Raw genomic sequence first — 14,335 nt, 5'->3', positions numbered from 1 at the left:
GACGCCTCCAGAAAATGGTTGTACACGTGACGACTGGGTCAACCACCCCGACGCGGCGCGCATTCCCGGACCGGCGCGCGTTCCTACTTGGTGGGGAACGGCCACGGGTTCGGTCGGCACACGAAGGATCGATTGGCCTCCATGTCCGGGTCCAGCGCCATGATCTCGGAGTTGGCGACGCCGAAGGACTGCTGCATCATCACCGGGGCCAGCGCCCCGTTCTCGCGGCACGGCTCGTGGTCGGCGTAGCCGATGCCGTGGCCGACCTCGTGGTTGACGAGGTACTGGCGGTAGGCGATGTCGTCGCCCTGGTACGACAGCGCGCCGCGGACCCACCGCGCCTCGTTGAGCGCGACCCGCGCCTGCGGCGGATAGAAGCACGACGTCTCGAGCTTGATCTGATATCCGCACAGCTCGCGCGTGGTGCCGGATGAGACGAGCGTGATCCGCAGGTCGGGTTCGCCGCGGTCGATGCGCCGGAAGCTGACGCGCCCGTCCCCTATCCAGCTACGCGGGTTGGCCAGCGTCGTGTCGACCATCTTCGCGAAGGTCGGGTCGCCGCCGTAGTCCTGCGGATTCAGTCCGTTCTCCACCTCGACGGTGTAGGTGTACTCCTGGCCGCCGGTGCCCACCTTCTCCCCGGCGCCGCGGAGCACGCGGAAGGTCTTGCGGCCCTGCTCGGTGAACGGTCCGCCCTGCGGGAGCGTGCCGGCGGGAAGCGCCGCGGCCTGGATGTCGCCGACCGGCGCGCCGATCGGCCGGGTCTCGGTGCTGATGTCGGTGTTGCGGGCCGCCGAGTCGGGGTTCACCGCCGCGGTGTCCGCGAGACCGTCGCCGCCTGCGTCGCGGACGGTCACCACGATGAGGGCGATGGTCAGGACGATGAGGACCGGGATGGCGTAGGCGCGCCAGCCGTAGGTCGAGACGAATCGGCCGAGCGCCGACTGCTTCTTGTACTCGGGTTGGGAGTCGCGATCGACGCGGGGGCGACCGCTGTCGTCGGTCGGGTCCCAGCGCGCGCGAAGCGGCTGGTCCGGCCTCGGCCGTCCCGACGGTCTCGGGCCGGCATCCTTGGTGCGAACCCGGCCCGTGTCCGGGGCGGGGCCACCCTCCTGAGTGCGGCTCACGGACCTACTTTCTCACAGCGCACCACCGATACTGCGGAGGAAGGTCTCCCGAGTAGTCTCTTGGGCATGTCGACCGCAACCAACGCGTCCGCCGTTCCCGGGCGCAGTACGCGCCTGCCCCGCAGCGCACGGCGCATGCAGTTGCTCGACGCGGCCAGCGAGATCTTCGTCGAGCGCGGCTACCACGCCGCCGGCATGGACGAGATCGCCGTGCACGCGGGAGTGAGCAAGCCCGTCCTCTACCAGCACTTCCCGTCCAAACTCGACCTCTACATCGCCGTCGTGGACTCCCACGCCGAGAAGCTGGTGAACGACGTCAACACCGCGTTGCGCACCACCACCGACAACCACCAGCGCGTGCGCGCGGCGGTGCAGGCGTTCTTCGACTTCATCGACCAGGACAACTCCGGCTACCGCCTGATCTTCTCCTCCGACGCCTCCGACCCGGCCGTGATCCGCCGTGTCGAGGGCGCCACCGAGGCCTGCGTCGACGCGGTGTACGGACTCGTCATGCACGACTCCGGCCTCGACCCGTACCGGTCGCGGATGCTGGCCTCGGGCCTCGTCGGCGCCAGCCAGGTCAATGCCCGCTATTGGCTCGAGGCGAAACGGCCGGTGGACAAGCAGTCCGCGGTGGAGACCACCGTCGCCCTGCTGTGGGGCGGCCTGTCCGGTTTCCCGCGGCAGAACCCCGCCCGGTCCGATGCCGAGCCGGGGTCGGATGCCGCCGACACCGGCGCCGAGGCCTGAACCGCACCCAGCCAAGCACACGACGAGGGCCCTGCACCCGATCGGTGATCGCTCACCGGATGGGTGCAGGGCCCTCGTCGTGTGTCGTCGGGCGGCGGCCGTCGGCGGGCCGCCGGCGCGTCAGGAACCGAATCCGACGCGGCGGTTCTCCGCGGCTCCGACCTCGACGTAGGCGATCTTGGTCACCGGGACGATGTAGCGGGCGCCCCGCTCGTCGACCAGGGTGAGCAGCTCCTTGCTGCCGGCGAGTGCGGCCTCGACCTCGTTGTAGGCCTCGTCGCTGGTCAGCGGCGTCGCGACAATCAGCTCCCGCGGGCTCTCGGTGATGCCGATCTTCACTTCCACGGCCATGTGCGGCCCTCCTCGAGTCTGGAACAACGCTTGCCGCACAAGGCTAGTCCAGCCGACCGGGTGGCACTCACCGGCTCCGCTGTCAGCGAAAAGCGCCGAGGGTCCTCGCGCGGGCGGAGCAGGTCAGGCGAGTCCGAGGTCGGCCATGCGCTCGGCGTGCTTGACGGCCACCGCGTCGAAGAAGGTCGCGATGCCCGACAGCGACGACGCCCCGGAGAAGAGCAGGTCGGTGACCTCCTCCTCGGCGGCGAGCACCCACTGTGCGTGGGTGATCGCCTCACCCAGCAGGCGCCGGCCCCAGAGCACCAGGGGCGACTTCAGCGACGGGTCCCGCTCGACGGCGGAACGGACCTGCTCGCGCGCGAACTGCGAGTTGGCGGTCTCGGCCATGACCTCGGCCACCACCGAGCGGGAGTCGGTGGGGAGGGTGTCGGCGAGTTCGACGTAGAAGTCGGCCGCGAGGCCGTCGCCGACATAGGCCTTGACGAGGGCCTCGTACCAGGTCTTGGGGGTGGTCGCGCGGTGGTACTGGTCGAACACGGAGCGGTAGCGCTCCACGGCCTCGGCCGCGGTGAGCCCGGTCATCGCCTCGACGCGTTCGGCGAGCCGGTCGAAGTGCTCGACCTCCGAGGCCGCCATGCGCGCGATGGCGATCTTGCTCGGCACGTCGGGGGCCATCGCGGACTCCTCGATGAGCCGGTGGAAGGCCGAGAACTCGCCGGCGAGCAGCACCGCGAACAGCTTCCCGACCGCTCGATCCTGGTTCTCGATCGCGACTACCGGGTTCTGTTCAGAGGGGTCGGATGCAGGCGCCATGAGGTGATGGTAGCGGCCGTTCTCGGCATACCAAGTACACTCGGTGTCGGTGCACTCCGACGGGACCCCCCGGCGCCTGCCCGCGTAGCCACGTGATCCCACGTGTTCGCCGGAGCGAGCGTGTGGATGCGGCCGTGTGGATGTGATGGAGACCACTCGCGAATGTCGCGGGAACAACGAGTCCGTGTCGCGACACCCCGGCCGAATCCCCGGTGCCACTACGACATTGCGCGCGCACTTTCGAGCTTTCCTCGTGCGCGCAGGAACCAACCGTGCGCGCAAGAGACTGGCCAGAAAGGCAACAACCGCACATGACCGATTCGTCCGTGCAGACGACCATCGTCGACGACACCCACACCGCCCCCACGTTCGCCGAGCTCGGCGTCGACGAGCGTATCGTCTCGGCCCTCGCCGACGACGGCAAGACCCAGACCTTCGCGATCCAGGAGCTCACCCTCCCCCTCGCCCTGCAGGGCGACGACCTCATCGGTCAGGCCCGCACCGGCATGGGCAAGACCTACGGCTTCGGCATCCCGCTGCTCCACCGCCTGGCCAACGCCGAGGCGTCGGGCATCCGCCCGCTGGACAACACCCCGCGGGCGCTGGTCATCGTCCCCACCCGCGAGCTGTGCATCCAGGTCACCAGCGATCTCGAGATCGCCGCCCGCAAGACCGACGTCACCCTGGCCGACGGCACCAACCGCATGCTGAAGATCACCTCGATCTACGGCGGGCGCCCCTACGAGTCGCAGATCGCCGAGCTGCAGTCCGGCGTCGACGTCGTCGTCGGCACCCCGGGCCGCCTCCTCGACCTCGCCCAGCAGGGCCACCTGGTCCTCGGCAAGGTGGCGATCCTCGTGCTCGACGAGGCCGACGAGATGCTCGACCTCGGCTTCCTGCCGGACATCGAGCGGATCATGGCCGCCCTGCCGACGCCGCGCCAGACGATGCTGTTCTCGGCGACCATGCCGGGCCCGATCGTCACGCTGGCCCGCACGTTCCTGCACCGCCCGACCCACATCCGGGCGGAGAACGCCAACGACTCGGCGGTGCACGACCGCACCACCCAGTTCGCCTACCGCGCGCACGCCCTCGACAAGGCCGAGCTCGTGGCCCGCATCCTGCAGGCCGAGGGCCGCGGCGCGACGATGATCTTCACGCGCACCAAGCGCACCGCGCAGAAGGTCGCCGACGACCTCGCCGAGCGCGGGTTCAAGGTGGGCGCGGTCCACGGCGACCTCGGCCAGGTCGCGCGTGAGAAGGCCCTCAAGAAGTTCCGCGACGGCAGCATCGACGTGCTGGTCGCCACCGACGTCGCGGCGCGCGGCATCGACATCGACGACGTCACCCACGTCATCAACTACCAGTGCCCGGAGGACGAGAAGACCTACGTGCACCGGATCGGCCGTACCGGTCGCGCCGGGCGCACCGGCATCGCGGTCACGCTCGTCGACTGGGACGAGCTGCACCGCTGGGAGCTGATCGACAAGGCCCTCGGCCTGGGCATGCCCGAGCCGGTGGAGACCTACTCGACCTCCGAGCACCTGCGCGCGGACCTGAACATCCCCGAGTCGGCCACCGGCCGAGTCGTGGCCCCCAAGCCCGAGCGCGACCCGAGCGAGGTGCGCGAGTCCCGCGAGGAGCGCGCTCCCCGCAAGCGCTCCAACCGCACGCGGCGTCGCACCCGCGGCGGCCGGCCGGTCGACGCCGACGCCAGGTCCGGCGAGTCCGCCGGCACCGAGGCCGCCCACGGCACCGACAAGCCCGAGAAGGCGGAGAAGACGGAGAAGGCGGAGAAGGCCGGTGCGAAGAGCGAGGCCGACGGCGCCGAGTCCGGTGGCGAGGGCGGCACCAAGCCGCGCCGTCGTCGCCGTCGTCGCGGCGGCCGCAAGCCGGCGGGCGAGCAGGGCGGCTCCGGCGGCGACGCGACCCCGGTGGCCGCACAGTCCGCCTCGGCAGCCGCCGAGTAGCCCAGCCCGCGCGTGGCACGCGTCCGACCCGAGCGGCGACGGCCCATCGACCTGGTGATCACCGCGATCATCGTCGTGGCCGTCGCCGTGCTCTGTCTGATCGCCTGGATCGTCAGCCCGGTTCGCGCCACCCAGAGCACCCAGGCCGCCTCCGAGCCGCCTCCGGTCGTCTCGGCCACCGCGGTCCCCGAGCGCTTCGCGGCCCGGTGGAGCGCCGGGTCGGACGCGACCGTCGCACCGGCGGTCGGAAAGGCGCTCGTGGTCACCGGTGACCGCGGCACGGTCGTCGGGCGCGATCCGCGCACCGGGGACGAGGTCTGGTCGTACTCGCGGGATCTGGATCTCTGCGCGGTGGACACCGCCTGGACGTCGAGCGCCGACACCGTGCTCGCGGTGTACCGCAACTCGCGGGGCTGCTCGGAGGTCACCGCGCTCGACGCGGCCACCGGCGCGCGCCGAGGCGCCCGCACGAGCGACGCCGACGAGGAACTGCGTCTCGTCAGCGACCACGGCTACGTCGTGGCCCGCGGTCCGCAGCGCCTGGAGACCTGGGGATCGAACCTCGTGCGCGGCATCGAATACGGGCGCGTCGTGGCACGGGTGCGCCCCGAGGACGATCCGCGGCGGCAGGACTGCCGGTTGTTCTCGGCCGCGATCAGCGGTGATCGCCTGGCGGTCGTCGAGCACTGCGCGGGCGACCCCGGTTACCGGCTGACCGTCCTCGGCGCCGTCCTCGACGACGAGGAACGGGTCCGCGAGTACGGCTCCTCACTCATCACCGGCGACGTGAACGGCCCGCCCCCGGTGCTGATCGCGATGTCGTCGTCGGGCATCGCCGTCTACGACGGCGGGGTGAACCCGGCCGAACCCCCGTCGTTCGGTGACGACAGCGGCCCGGCGATCCGCCGCTTCGACACCGACGCGGTGGCGGTGGGCACCAACACGGTGGCCGGCGACGCCTCCCCACCGGCGAACAGCGTGCCCATCGAGAGCGACGGCGTCGTGACGTACTGGACCGGCAAGGCGACGGTCGTGCTCGACGCACAGAGCCTGCGGCCGATCTACCAGGTCCCCGGCGCGCTCGGGCCGGGTCAGGTGATGGCCGGGCAACTCCTGCTCCCCAGCGTGGCGGGCATCAGCGTGCGCGACGTGGCCACCGGCCGCGAGGTGCGGTCGATCCCCCTGCAGCGCAGTTCTCCCCCGGACGGCGTCGTGAGCCTGAAGGTCGTCGGCGACACCGTCGTCGAGCAGCGTGGACGGACCGTCGAGGCGTTCGGGCCGGCCTGAGCGCCGGCGCTCCTCGGGGCCGCGGCACCGGACGGGTCTCGCGGCGTCGGCACCGCCGACCGGTCAGGACTGCTGGGCCGTCAGATCGTAGGTGCGCACATCCTCGCCCGCGTCCCAGTGCTTCCAGAGGTTCTCGGCGAGCGCACGGTAGGCGGTGGCGCCCTTGTTCTTGCGGCCGCGCATCACCGACGATCCGGATGCGGAGGCCTCCGCGAACCGCACCGTGCGCGGGATCGGCGGATCGAGGACCGGCAGGTCGTACCGGTCGGAGACGTCGGAGAGCACGTCGCGGCTGTGCGTGGTGCGGGCGTCGAAGAGCGTCGCCACCGCGCCGAGCATCTTCAGGTTCGGGTTGGTGATCTGCTGGACCTCGCGCACCGTGCGCAGCAACTGGCCGACACCGCGGTGTGCGAGGGTCTCACACTGCAAGGGCACGATCACCTCGTCGGCCGCGGTCAGCCCGTTGAGCGTGAGCACGCCCAGCGACGGCGGGCAGTCGACGAGGATGACGTCGAAGTCCTCCGCGACCTCGGCGAGGGCCCGCTTGAGCGCGTATTCGCGGCCGGGTCGCATGAGGAGCAGGGCCTCCGCCCCGGCGAGGTCGATCGTCGCCGGCAGCAGGGTCACCTTGTCCTCGGTGTCGAGCAGGACGTCGGTGATCTCCTCGTCGCCCAGCAGCACGTCGTGGACCGAGGTCTCCAGCTGGTCTGGATCGTGCCCCAGCGAGAAGGTGAGACACCCCTGCGGGTCCAGATCGACGACGAGCACCGACACGTCGAGGTCGGCGAGCGCTGCTCCGAGGGACTCCACCGTGGTGGTCTTGGCGACCCCACCCTTCTGGTTGGCAATCGCGAGGATGCGCGTCATGCGCCCTACTGTACGGGTGACCGCTCCACGATCGCCCCTCGACAGACGACCGTGTCCGTTACGAGCGGGTCAACTCGGACGCGTCAGAGATCCGGGTCGGAATCACCGGCGAGCCAGCGGACGGACGGGCCACTGAAGAGCATGACGAGCACCGTAGCGGAGACGAGCGCCATCGGCACCGCGACGACGGTGATCCCGCTGGTGTAGAGGTAGTACGCGACCGGCAGCAGCAGGATCTGCGCCACCAGCGCGATCGAGCGCCCCCAGCGCCGCCCGGCCCACAGCGCGATGCCGCCGACGAGCACGCCGCCGAAGATGATGCCGAACCAGGCCGCCGTGCCGTATCCGCTGATGGCGGTCTCCTCGTGGCCGGCGAGTGCGCGGATCACCAGGACGATCGCCACGATGACGCCGATGAGGCCCTGGACGGAGGTCACCGCGCCGGCGATCTTGATCTGCCTCGGCGGGGCCGGATCCACGGACGACGCCACCGGGGAATGTTCCGGGGCGGTCTCGTCCTTCTTCCGGCGATCCTTCTCCGTGCTCACCCGACCCAGGGTATTGGGTGCCGGTCCGGCCGCGATCGGCACTCCCCGCGGCGCACGCCCGCCCGGACTCGCGGTGGGCGGGTGACACCGGCGTTTTGTCAACCCATATCCTCGGGAGTCGTGCGCGTCATGCTCATCGTCAACCCGTTCGCCACCGCGACCAGTCCGGCGGGGCGTGACGCCCTCGTCCACACCCTCGGCGCGCACTTCGACCTCGACGTCGAGCTCACCACGCACCGCGGCCACGCCTTCGAGCTCGCGGCCCGGGCAGCGGCCGAGGGATTCGACGCGGTGGTCGTCCACGGCGGCGACGGGTCGGTGAACGAGGCGACCAACGGGTTGCTCGATCCCCCGGGGACGTCGGACCCGTCCACCGCCCGCCCCGCGCTCGGGGTGATCCCGGGCGGGAGCGCCAACGTGTTCGCGCGAACCCTCGGCATCGACCCCGACCCCCTCTTGGCGACGCAGCAGATCATCGACCTCCTCGACGCCGGCCATACCCGCCGGATCGGGCTCGGCCACACCGACGACCGATGGTTCCTCTTCAACGCCGGCATGGGCATCGACGCGGTCGTGGTGCACGCGATGGAGGACAAGCGCCACGCCGGCAAGGCGGCCACCCCCGCCCGGTATCTCTGGACGACGGTCAGCAGCTTCCTCCGCCACGCCGGGAGTGCGGCGACGTTCGACGTCGAGATCCCCGGCCACGACCGGATCACCGGCGCGCGCTTCGGCTTCGTCTCCAACACGAGTCCGTGGACCTACCTGGGGCCGCGCGAGATCCGCACCAACCCGAGCACCGGCTTCGACACCGGCCTCGGCGTCTTCGTGTCCACCTCGACCGGCGTGCTCCGCAATCTCCCGCTGGCGACTCGCCTTCTGGCACAAGCAGATCCGAAGGCCGGCCACCTCTACCGCGAGGACGACGTCGACGAGGTCCGGTTCGTCGCGGAGACGCCCATCGACGTCCAGATGGACGGCGACTACATCGGCGCCTTCCGCGACATCCGCTTCCGCCACCGACGCGACGCGCTCACTGTCATCGCTCCCGCCGACGCCAGGTAGGGCACCAGGAGATACGGGACGGCGGCGAGCGCGAACAGCACCGGCGGGTCGAACCGGACCGAGCCGGCCGCCCAGGCGGCGAACGCCAGGAGTGCGACGAGTTCCTCGCCCATCCCGGCGAGGGAGGTGACCGTCGCGCGCGACTCCGAGTCCAAGCGGTCCTGCAGCGCGGCCTCGGCGACCACCAGCGCCCACCCGAACACGCCGAATGCGACGGCCACGCCGACGACGCCGGCCGGATGCCCCCACAACGACACGACGACGAGGATCGCGGCCGCGAGCGCCACCGCCGGACCGATCGCCGCCGGACGGCGGAAACGCCCGGCCGCGAGCGCCCCGCAGATGTCACCGACCGAGACGACCACCATCAGCAGGGCCACCGTCTGCGGCGCGGCGACGCCCTCATCGCCCCCGGCGGAGGCGGCGCCGGCGGTTCCCGTGACGAAGGAACCGACGAGCAGCGGCAGGTACTCGTCGAGCGCCCCGACCCAGGTCAGCACGACAACGAGCAGCAGGAGCCGACGGGCGACGGGCCGGCCCCGTAGGCTCCGGACACCGCTGCCGATGACGGCGCGGACGCCCGGGTCCGGGTCGGGGTCCCCGTATTCCGCGGATTCCTCCGGGCCGCGTCCATCGGGCTCGGACCGTCGGCGCCGCGACTCGGGCAGGGCCGCCGAGGCGAGGGCGCAGAGGACGCAGGAGACGATGCCGGCCACCCCGGCGGCCGTGTAGCCGCCCCACTCGAAGAGCGGCGCCGCGAGCGCCGTGCCTGCGATGACGCCGACCGCGGAGGCCGCGCGCATCGCCCCCGCAAAGCGGGCGTAGTCGCCCGCCCGCCCCTCGGCATCGAGTTCGTCATAGACGAGCGCCTGCGCCGTCCCGGACCGCAACGCGCCGCCGATGGCCCAGAGGACGAACCCCGCGGCGAAGGAGGCGAAGGACGGGACGAAGACCCACAGCGCGAAGCCCGTGCCGGTGACGCAGGGACCGAGGACCATCGGCCACCGACGCGAGAATCGGTCGGCGAGCACCCCGGTCGGCACCTCGACGACGACGGTCGACGCGGACCAGAGAGCGAACAACGCGGAGATCTGCGCACCGGACAGGCCGGCGCCGGGCACTGTCGGATCGGCGAACAGGAGTGCGTACAGCGGATAAAGAGGGATCAGGTCCTCGAAAAGCGCTGCACCCGTCGCGGCCGGCCAGAGGCGCCGCGAGCGGGCCCCGAACCCTGCCTCGAGGTGTGGCCTGGATCAACACCGTCGGAACATGTGACCCACTATACGCACACGATCCGGCCTGGTCACCAGCCGATTTCCGAGACAGAAGGGCTCTACCTGCAGAAACCCATCGACACCGCCGTTGCGGGACGCGTAGGCTACTACACGGGCAGCAACCCCGCTGTCCATACCCCCTCGGGGTTCCTGCGAGCCGAAGTGGTAGGCGCTCGACGTGATGTTGCCCACGTGTTAACCAAGAACCATTGACTTCGGCTGAATTCGTGAAAGCATTCACAAGCAACAGCGCGGAAACATACGGTGCGCCCGCGTGAATTGTGAGTAACAGCCAACAAGCAGCAAGCAACCAACTGACGATGTGGTGCGCTCAGCCGCGCCTGAAGGAGTAGTGGAATGGACTGGCGTCACAAGGCCATCTGTCGCGACGAGGATCCGGAGCTGTTCTTCCCCGTGGGAACCAGCGGTCCGGCCATCGCGCAGGTCGCCGACGCAAAGCTCGTCTGCGCCCGGTGCCCCGTCACCGCCGAGTGCCTGTCCTGGGCCCTCGAGACCGGCCAGGACGCGGGCGTCTGGGGCGGCATGAGCGAGGACGAGCGCCGCGCGCTGAAGCGTCGCACCGCTCGCACGCGCACCCGGAGCAGCGTCTAGGCTCATCGAGCCGGTCACGACCGGACTTCGAAGAAACCCGGCTCCGGCCGGGTTTTTTCGTGCCCTCGTCCCCGGCCCCTCGGCCGGCGTGCAACCGCGCGCGACACCACTTCCGCGAACCACCGTGATTCGCAGGAGTATTCGTCACCCGCGAAGCGGGATGTCCACGGCCACTTCGGTTCCCGGACCCTCGGGATTGGGGCGGATGTCGAGTTCGCCGCCGAGCTCGATCGAGACCAGAGTCTTCACGATCTGCAGCCCGAGGTGATCCGAGGTGCCTAGGTCGAAATCCTCGGCGAGACCGGAGCCGTTGTCGCGCACCATGATTCGCAGGTGCCGGACATCTCGCTCGGCGATCACCGCGATCTCGGCGTCCGGCCTCGGCTCGCCCGGGAAGCCGTGCTCCATGGCGTTCTGGATCACCTCGGTGAGGACCATCACCAGCGGCATCGCCAGTTCTGCGGTGAGCACCCCGAGGCGATCCTGGTGGCGCACCCGCACCGGCGACTCGCTGGAGGCCACGTCGACGAGGATCGGCACGAGTCGGTCGACCACCTCGTCGAGGTCCACCTCCTCGTCGACGCTCCCGGACAGCAATTCGTGCACCAGGGCGATCGAGGCGACACGACGCACGGCCTCGTTGAGCGCCTCGCGGGCATCGGAGTTGGAGGTGCGTCGGGCCTGCAGGCGCAGCAGCGCCGACACCGACTGCAGGTTGTTCTTCACCCGGTGGTGGATCTCCCGGATGGTCGCGTCCTTGCTGATCAGCGCCCGGTCACGCCGCTTGACCTCGGTGACGTCGCGGATGAGCACCACCGAGCCGGACACCTCGCCACGCGGCCGCAGGGGGACCGCGCGGATCAGCACCGTCGCCCGTCGCGCGTCGGCCTCCACACGCATGCCCACGTCGCGGTAGGGCCCGGCGGGAACCTCGATCGCCCCGGCGGCGATGTCGAGCATCATGGCGACGTCGTCGGCCTCGAAGGGCTCGGTGATCAGCTGCTTGACGACGTGGGACAGCCGCGTGTTGCTGAGTTCGGCCGTCCACCCCATGCGATGGAACGCCGACAGCGCGTTGGGGCTGGTGTAGGTGACGACCCCGTTGCGGTCGAGCCGGATGAATCCGTCACCGGCGCGCGGCGTCGACAACCCGCGCGGATTGCCCTCCTCTTCGGGAAAGGTCCCGTCGGCCACCATCTGGCACAGGTCGTCGGCGGAGTCCTGGTAGGCGAGCTCCAACGGCGACGGCAGTCGCGGGTGGGTGAGGTCGACGGCGCGGGTCAACACCCCGATCACGCCGCCGTCGAAGCCCACCGGAACGGACTCCCGCCGCATCGCGGTCGCGCCGAACCAGGTGGGGTCCTCGTCGCGCAGCACGCGGTCGGACTCGAAGGCGCGCAACACCTGCGGATGCGCCGTCGTGTCGATGACGCGACCCACCTCGTCGGTGGGGAACACGGTCGACGCCGTGTTCGGGCGACACTGGGCGACGGTGACGACCGCTCCCTCGTCGGTCCGCACGGACAGCAGCAGGTCCGCGAAGGACAGGTCGGCGAGCAGCTGCCACTCGGCGACGAGGCGCTGCAGGTGGGCCGCCGCCGCGTCGGAGAGGGTCGTGTGCTCGGCGAGGAGGTCGGCAAGGGTCGACATGGTGAGGCTCCGGTTCCGCGGGTCTGCGCGGCGGCTAGGCCGTGGGATCGTCGAAGGTCGCGATGACGTCGCCGGCCTGGATCACGTCCCCGACGTTCACGCGCACGTCGGCGATGGTGCCCGCCTCCTCGGCGAGCACGGGGATCTCCATCTTCATCGACTCGAGCAGGACGACGGTGTCCCCGGCCTCGACCTCCTGCCCCGGGGTGACGAGCACCTCGAGGACGCTCGCGACGATCTCTGCGACCACGTCTTCTGCCATGGACCCAAGTTAGCCCACCGTCCGCACGCCCACGACGGCTCGGGTGGTCGGCGACCGGCGCGCGCACCGGGGCCGTGGCCGGGGCGTTTTTGGCACGTGGGAGAATACCTGAGACACTGTGATGTCACCATTCGGCAACAAAGGAGAATGCGTCATGGGAAAGCGCGGACGCAAGAAGCGCGCTCGTAAGAAGAGCGCAGCCAACCACGGCAAGCGCCCCAACGCCTGATCTCCGCCTCACGGCGGGTTCGGCTAGCGAGCACCAAGCGAAAAACGCCCGGGTACGGCCTCTCGGCCGCCCGGGCTTTTTCGTGTTCGACGCCGTTCCCGCGTCAGCGGGGATCGGTGTTCTGCTCGCCGTACTCGTGGACGATGACGGTCTTGCGGATCTCGATGCGCAGACGGTCCTTGAGACCCTGTGGTGCCTGGTCGCCGCCGCACTTGCGGTTGACGAGGGCCTTGAGCTGCCGCTCGATCCCGTAGTGGGCCAGGCACGACGGGCAGTTGTCGAGGTGGCCCTGGAGGCGCTTGCGGGCGTTCTCGTCGCACTCGTTGTCGAGCAGGAGCCAGACGTCGGCGATGACCGCCGAGCAGTCGAGCTGGGTGACCTCCGGATCGATGTCGCTCATCGCGCCACCTCCGCACCCGTGGTCTTCGAACGGTTGAACCCACGATCCCGGGCGACGTCGGCCAGCAGCTCGCGGAGCTGGCGGCGTCCTCGGTGGAGTCTGGACATGACGGTGCCGATGGGGGTGTCCATGATCTCGGCGATCTCCTTGTACGGCAGGCCTTCGACGTCGGCGTAGTACACGGCCATCCGGAAGTCCTCCGGCAGCGCCTGCAGCGCGGCCTTGATCTCGTCATCCGGAAGGGCGTCGAGCGCTTCGATCTCCGCCGATCGCAACCCCTGGGAGCTGTGCTCGGCGGTGGCCGCGATCTGCCAGTCGGTGATCTCGTCGGTCGGGTACTGGGCCGGCTGACGCTGTTTCTTGCGGTAGCCGTTGATGTAGGTGTTGGTCAGAATCCGGTAGAGCCACGCCTTGAGGTTGGTGCCCTCCCGGAACGACGCGAAGGCCGTGAACGCCTTGATGTAGGTCTCCTGCACCAGGTCTTCGGCGTCGGAGGGATTGCGGGTCATCCGAAGCGCCGCACCGTACATCTGGTCGAGGAGCGGCAGCGCATCACGTTCGAAACGCTCGGTCAGCTCCTCGGCGCTCTCGGACGGGTCGGCGCGCCGCGGCGCCCCCTTCCCGTCGGACACGTCGTCGGTCGTCGCGTCGGGGCTCGCGGATTCCGCGGGGCCGGCGGCGTCCGGACCGGCCGGCGCGGTGTCCGGTCGGGTGTCGGCCGAGTCGGCGTCGGATGGAGCTCCGTCGGCGGGGGCTCCGTCGGCGGGGGCTCCGTCAGATGGGGCTCCGTCAGCTGGGGCTTGGGCCACTACGATCCCTTCGATCAGAGGCGTCACTGGGACGTTGCCGATCCAGCTTACCGACCCCGCCCACTCACCGAGAGAGGTCGCGCCGGCCAGCGGCCCGCGCTCGAGTACGGCCGTGTCGCTCACGTCGGTCCCACCTCTCTCGGTTGCTCACGATCATCACGTCGCAAACGTTCACAACAGGACCCGACCGGCGGTTTGTTCCCGACGTGACCGGAACCTCGCGGGCCGCGCCCGATCGACTCGCGCGAAGCCGTGCGGCGGCCGACCGCCGTGCTCGCATACCCTTCGGAGCAGTCCCGACCCGCGACCAGCGAGGAG

The 14,335-nt window shown here is 70.3% G+C and carries 16 protein-coding genes; 6 read left to right on the top strand and 10 right to left on the bottom strand.

Annotation, left to right across the window (positions count from 1 at the left end; genetic code table 11):
* Positions 1–83: 83 nt before the first annotated feature.
* Entirely contained in the window at positions 84–1,127 is a 1,044-nt protein-coding gene (locus tag GP2_RS06740) for a DUF3152 domain-containing protein (RefSeq protein ID WP_006899734.1), read from the bottom strand.
* 66 nt (positions 1,128–1,193) lie between these two features.
* Between GP2_RS06740 and fasR the strand changes: the two genes are divergently transcribed.
* Complete coding sequence (fasR, locus tag GP2_RS06735; protein WP_006899733.1) at positions 1,194–1,877, top strand: HTH-type transcriptional activator FasR; 684 nt, start codon at positions 1,194–1,196, stop codon at positions 1,875–1,877.
* A 120-nt stretch (positions 1,878–1,997) separates the two neighbouring features.
* Here the strand turns inward: fasR and GP2_RS06730 are convergent, their stop codons facing one another.
* Both GP2_RS06730 and GP2_RS06725 read right to left on the bottom strand, forming a co-directional pair.
* The gene (locus tag GP2_RS06730; RefSeq protein ID WP_006899732.1) at positions 1,998–2,228 is read right to left on the bottom strand and encodes a DUF3107 domain-containing protein; all 231 of its coding nucleotides are present in this window, start codon (positions 2,226–2,228) and stop codon (positions 1,998–2,000) included.
* A gap of 123 nt (positions 2,229–2,351) precedes the next feature.
* On the bottom strand, positions 2,352–3,044 hold the full coding sequence (locus tag GP2_RS06725) for a ferritin-like fold-containing protein (protein WP_040526562.1): 693 nt from the start codon (positions 3,042–3,044) through the stop codon (positions 2,352–2,354).
* A gap of 311 nt (positions 3,045–3,355) precedes the next feature.
* Here GP2_RS06725 and GP2_RS06720 point away from each other — a divergent pair, with 311 nt between their 5' ends.
* Together GP2_RS06720 and GP2_RS06715 are read left to right on the top strand one after the other, a co-directional pair.
* Positions 3,356–5,014, top strand: a complete 1,659-nt coding sequence (locus tag GP2_RS06720) for a DEAD/DEAH box helicase (RefSeq protein ID WP_040526560.1) — start codon at positions 3,356–3,358, stop codon at positions 5,012–5,014.
* A 12-nt stretch (positions 5,015–5,026) separates the two neighbouring features.
* A complete protein-coding gene (locus GP2_RS06715) occupies positions 5,027–6,301 on the top strand; it encodes an Rv3212 family protein (RefSeq protein ID WP_006899729.1) in 1,275 nt (424 codons plus the stop codon).
* Between the two features lie 63 nt (positions 6,302–6,364).
* On the opposite strand, the gene GP2_RS06710 is transcribed toward GP2_RS06715, so the two are convergent.
* Both GP2_RS06710 and GP2_RS06705 read right to left on the bottom strand, forming a co-directional pair.
* Positions 6,365–7,168: a ParA family protein gene (locus tag GP2_RS06710; protein WP_006899728.1), complete on the bottom strand. Its 804-nt coding sequence runs from the start codon at positions 7,166–7,168 to the stop codon at positions 6,365–6,367.
* Positions 7,169–7,251: 83 nt separating this feature from the next.
* Positions 7,252–7,716, bottom strand: a complete 465-nt coding sequence (locus GP2_RS06705; RefSeq protein ID WP_006899727.1) for a hypothetical protein — start codon at positions 7,714–7,716, stop codon at positions 7,252–7,254.
* Positions 7,717–7,845: 129 nt separating this feature from the next.
* Between GP2_RS06705 and GP2_RS06700 the strand changes: the two genes are divergently transcribed.
* Complete coding sequence (locus GP2_RS06700) at positions 7,846–8,781, top strand: diacylglycerol/lipid kinase family protein (protein WP_006899726.1); 936 nt, start codon at positions 7,846–7,848, stop codon at positions 8,779–8,781.
* Here GP2_RS06700 and GP2_RS06695 read toward each other — a convergent pair.
* Positions 8,700–9,902 (bottom strand): MFS transporter, encoded by a 1,203-nt coding sequence (locus tag GP2_RS06695; RefSeq protein ID WP_006899725.1) that lies wholly within the window; start codon positions 9,900–9,902, stop codon positions 8,700–8,702. The genes GP2_RS06700 and GP2_RS06695 overlap by 82 nt on opposite strands.
* Before the next feature lie 510 nt (positions 9,903–10,412).
* Here GP2_RS06695 and GP2_RS06690 point away from each other — a divergent pair.
* On the top strand, positions 10,413–10,667 hold the full coding sequence (locus tag GP2_RS06690) for a WhiB family transcriptional regulator (protein ID WP_006899723.1): 255 nt from the start codon (positions 10,413–10,415) through the stop codon (positions 10,665–10,667).
* A 144-nt stretch (positions 10,668–10,811) separates the two neighbouring features.
* On the opposite strand, the gene GP2_RS06685 is transcribed toward GP2_RS06690, so the two are convergent.
* Positions 10,812–12,317 (bottom strand): sensor histidine kinase, encoded by a 1,506-nt coding sequence (locus GP2_RS06685; protein WP_006899722.1) that lies wholly within the window; start codon positions 12,315–12,317, stop codon positions 10,812–10,814.
* A 34-nt stretch (positions 12,318–12,351) separates the two neighbouring features.
* Positions 12,352–12,579, bottom strand: coding sequence for a biotin/lipoyl-binding carrier protein (locus tag GP2_RS06680; protein WP_006899721.1), 228 nt, complete (start codon positions 12,577–12,579; stop codon positions 12,352–12,354).
* A 154-nt stretch (positions 12,580–12,733) separates the two neighbouring features.
* On the opposite strand from GP2_RS06680, the gene GP2_RS22450 reads away from it, so the two are divergent.
* Positions 12,734–12,808: a 50S ribosomal protein bL37 gene (locus GP2_RS22450; RefSeq protein WP_109239415.1), complete on the top strand. Its 75-nt coding sequence runs from the start codon at positions 12,734–12,736 to the stop codon at positions 12,806–12,808.
* Positions 12,809–12,911: 103 nt separating this feature from the next.
* On the opposite strand, the gene rsrA is transcribed toward GP2_RS22450, so the two are convergent.
* Both rsrA and GP2_RS06670 read right to left on the bottom strand, forming a co-directional pair.
* A complete protein-coding gene (gene rsrA, locus GP2_RS06675) occupies positions 12,912–13,208 on the bottom strand; it encodes a mycothiol system anti-sigma-R factor (protein ID WP_006899720.1) in 297 nt (98 codons plus the stop codon).
* Positions 13,205–14,140, bottom strand: a complete 936-nt coding sequence (locus GP2_RS06670) for a sigma-70 family RNA polymerase sigma factor (RefSeq protein WP_083900206.1) — start codon at positions 14,138–14,140, stop codon at positions 13,205–13,207. The genes rsrA and GP2_RS06670 overlap by 4 nt, the downstream gene beginning before the upstream one ends.
* Positions 14,141–14,335: the final 195 nt, after the last annotated feature.

The sequence above is a fragment of the Gordonia paraffinivorans NBRC 108238 genome, assembly GCF_000344155.1.
In the GTDB taxonomy this organism is placed as follows: Bacteria; Actinomycetota; Actinomycetes; order Mycobacteriales; family Mycobacteriaceae; genus Gordonia; species Gordonia paraffinivorans.
Note: the sequence above shows the minus strand (reverse complement) of the source record. Positions and strands in the feature narration are given on the sequence as shown.